General features: G+C 46.6%; 6 protein-coding genes. All 6 read right to left on the reverse strand.

The window, feature by feature from the left end; translation table 11 throughout:
* A partial coding sequence (locus tag RO21_RS10220) for a phage tail protein (protein WP_047977682.1) occupies positions 1-272 on the reverse strand: 272 nt, incomplete at its 3' end.
* An 8-nt stretch (positions 273-280) separates the two neighbouring features.
* Positions 281-844, reverse strand: a complete 564-nt coding sequence (locus RO21_RS10225; RefSeq protein WP_047977683.1) for a phage tail protein I — start codon at positions 842-844, stop codon at positions 281-283.
* A complete protein-coding gene (locus RO21_RS10230) occupies positions 834-1748 on the reverse strand; it encodes a baseplate assembly protein (protein WP_047977684.1) in 915 nt (304 codons plus the stop codon). Before RO21_RS10230 ends, RO21_RS10225 begins: the two co-directional genes overlap by 11 nt.
* Positions 1741-2088 carry a GPW/gp25 family protein gene (locus tag RO21_RS10235; protein WP_047977685.1) on the reverse strand — a complete coding sequence of 116 codons (348 nt, stop codon included), beginning with the start codon at positions 2086-2088 and terminating at the stop codon, positions 1741-1743. Before RO21_RS10235 ends, RO21_RS10230 begins: the two co-directional genes overlap by 8 nt.
* The gene (locus RO21_RS10240; RefSeq protein ID WP_047977686.1) at positions 2088-2669 is read right to left on the reverse strand and encodes a phage baseplate assembly protein V; all 582 of its coding nucleotides are present in this window, start codon (positions 2667-2669) and stop codon (positions 2088-2090) included. Before RO21_RS10240 ends, RO21_RS10235 begins: the two co-directional genes overlap by 1 nt.
* A 120-nt stretch (positions 2670-2789) precedes the next feature.
* Positions 2790-3028: PIN domain-containing protein (locus tag RO21_RS10245; protein ID WP_047977687.1), on the reverse strand; the 239-nt coding region annotated here is incomplete at its 5' end.

The raw sequence follows: 3028 nt of genomic DNA on the forward strand, positions 1-3028 counted from the left end.
ATCTCACGAATCCAAAATCCACCGATATTTTCGGGGATAGTGAGTTCAAAAATCACTTGTTTGTTGTTACGGGGATCACGGGATATTGCACTGATATTCGCCTTATATTTTTCTCTTGCCAGTGCTGTTCGGGTTGAATCCGGTGTAACGGTTCTGCCGTTACCGTCTCCGACTGCCATTTTTTGAATGTGTAAGGCACGATTATTTGCTATTGCATTGGCAAAGGCTTGTGCACCATAAGTGGTTAAAACAGAATAGTATAATTTTGCCATTGGGTGTCCTATTGGGGATAAACGCTGATAATTTCGCCGATTTGCTGCCCGATAAAGGCGTTCAAATTGCCAGTGGGTGAAACAGCGATAGCCAGTTGTTTCAGGTGGCGTGAAACGGGTTTAACATCTTCTATTAGCCGGACTAATTCATTGTAGGTCTGTTCGTTCAAGCCGCTTTCAGATACTTCCACACTGAGTTTAAAGGTGCCGGCTTCCGCATTTGGTTGTTCTTGCCACCACTCTTTTAATTCGATCAGGTAGCCGATTGGCTCTATCACACGCTTTACCGCGGAAAGTGTGCCTTTGTGTTTATGAATAAAAAAGGATTGTTTAATGGCAATCCGTTTGACCGTATCCGTCCAATTTTCGTCCCATTTATCCACCGAAAATGCCCACGCTAAATAGGGTAATAGAGGTTCGGGGCAACGGTCGGGGTTGATTAAATCCGGAATTAAAATCGGGTTTTCAACCGCAAGGCGTAAACATTCTGCCGCTCGCTTTTCAAGGGGTGTTGAACCACTGGGGACAAGCGGTCGGTTTGGGGGCGTTTTTTGCACATCATCAGTAGTCATCGGACACCACCATTTCTAATTGAATATCGGTGCAATAACCTGCTTTATGATTGGGTAAAAGCATATCTTGGTTAGGTTGTAGCAGCTCGACACGCTGAACACCCTCAATATGTAAAGCGGCATAAATACCGGATAGGGTAATATCCCGCCCCAGCCGCTTTCGCTCCGCGGTGTAATGCGTTAAACGTTGTAAGGCATTGGCTTTGATCGGTTCATATTCCGGCCCGCGAAACATATGCAGTTTGGCGTGGATTTGATAATCTTCAATCATCGCACTTTGTACTGTTACCCGATCAGCAATCGGGCGAATATCATCGTGGTTTAGCTTTTCCCGTACACTATCTAACACTTCTTGCGTTGCCAAACCTTTACCGGAGCGGGCTAAAACCGTTACCGTTACATAGGCAGGCTGTGGAGATTCCACCGACACATCGGCGACATCACTGTGTGCCGATAGGGCGTGGAAAATATAGGCTGAACGGGGGCCGGCAACCGACATTCCCTCAAAAGCTAACTGGGTGCGTAAACGGAAATCACTGTCGTTTTCTAAAATTTCCGCTTTCGGCGGCATTGCCGTTAAATCCTCTGCCTGAATCACCAACCGTTTTACATTAAAATTCGCTGCGATTACATCTAAATCGTTACCTGTTGCATAGGCAAGCATTGTTGCTTTCGCTGCATTATTGATACGTTGGCGTTCCAGTAGTTGTAAGTAGCAATTTTCTTGCAATAATTTAGTAATCGGTTCAGATTCAAGAGCGAGCCTTGCTTGCCAAAAGGCGTGCTCATCTTCGGGGTAAAGGGAGATAAATTTTGCCTTACGCTCTGCCAATAGCGTTTCGTAATCCAAGGTTTCCAGCACATCGGGAGCTGGTAATTTGGAGAGATCAATCATTTCACTCATAACTTAAATTCAGGTTTGATAAGGTGAGCTTGGTTTGGCTCTTTTTGACAATCGCCTCTAGCGAGCCGGTAACTTGATGAGCGTGAGCAAGGCGTTGAATGCTGACTTTAAAGGCTTTCACCTCAATTCTCGGCTCCCACTGCTTCAACGCCATTACGCACGCAGCCGAAATTTGTAAGGCAAGCCCTGCGGAGAGTGGACGGTCAATCAATTTGAGTAAATGGCTGCCGTAATCCCGCCGCATTATTCTTGAGCCTTTGGGCGTAAGCAGAATATCGCTGATAGATTGCTTGATATGCTCAATCTCACTCTCTAGCCGTTCGCCGGTTTGTCTGTTCATTAGCTTGGGGTATCCGTTTTCTTGCCACCGCGCTCTACGCCCGTGTGGGTATGGTTTTTCAAGGAAATGCCACCACCCCTGACATCATTTGCCGCCGAAACACTACCCTGCGAGCTGATATTGCCTGTGGCACTCACGGCTTTTTGTACCTGTAAATCACCGGTGCAAATAACCGTTGGGCAATTTAAGGTGATCGTGCCACTGGCTTGAATTTCAGCGGTTTTGCAATGTTTTGCCGATAAATGACCGCTTGCGTGGTTGTAACTGACCGTTGCGCCGTCTGGAAAGGTGATCAGATGTTCATCACCGTTTTGGCTCGGTGCGTTTTGGGTATAAATGCCGACTAAAACAAGAGCGGTGGTCAACTCACCGCTGACTGCAAGTATCAGGCACTGTTCGCCCACCGTTGGTGCAGACCAACTTTGGGTTGTGCCGGCACGATGTGCCAACCACGGCAGCCAAGTCGTCAGAATCTCGCCGGATTGCACTTTGACTTTGGCATTGGCGAAATCCACCTCAGCTATCGTGCCAAAGCGGATCAGATTATCTAAACGGCGGATAATTTCAGCGGTTTGAGGCATTTTGATAAGCGAGGGTTAAAAATGCCGATATTGTGTGGGGTTATGGGGCGTTAAGCGAGTGTTGGGATATGTGAAAAGACAAATGACAGGCAAACAAAAAGCGACCGTAGTCGCTTGCGTTTAGAGCCAATCTTCATAATTTAATGAATCGACCCGTTTAAATTCTTTAACGTTATGAGTAATTAAGGTTAAATGACGGCTGATCGCTTGAGCGGCAATTTGGACATCATATGCACCGATAGGCTGCCCTTGCTGCGCTAATTCCGCTCTAATTTTACCGGCAATACGGGCATCTTGGGAGGAAAAAGGCACAATTTCAAACGGTAATTTATCCAATTTAGCAAGGTTTTCCGCTTTAC

The sequence above is a fragment of the Muribacter muris genome (assembly GCF_001038205.1).
Taxonomy (GTDB): Bacteria; Pseudomonadota; Gammaproteobacteria; order Enterobacterales; family Pasteurellaceae; genus Muribacter; species Muribacter muris.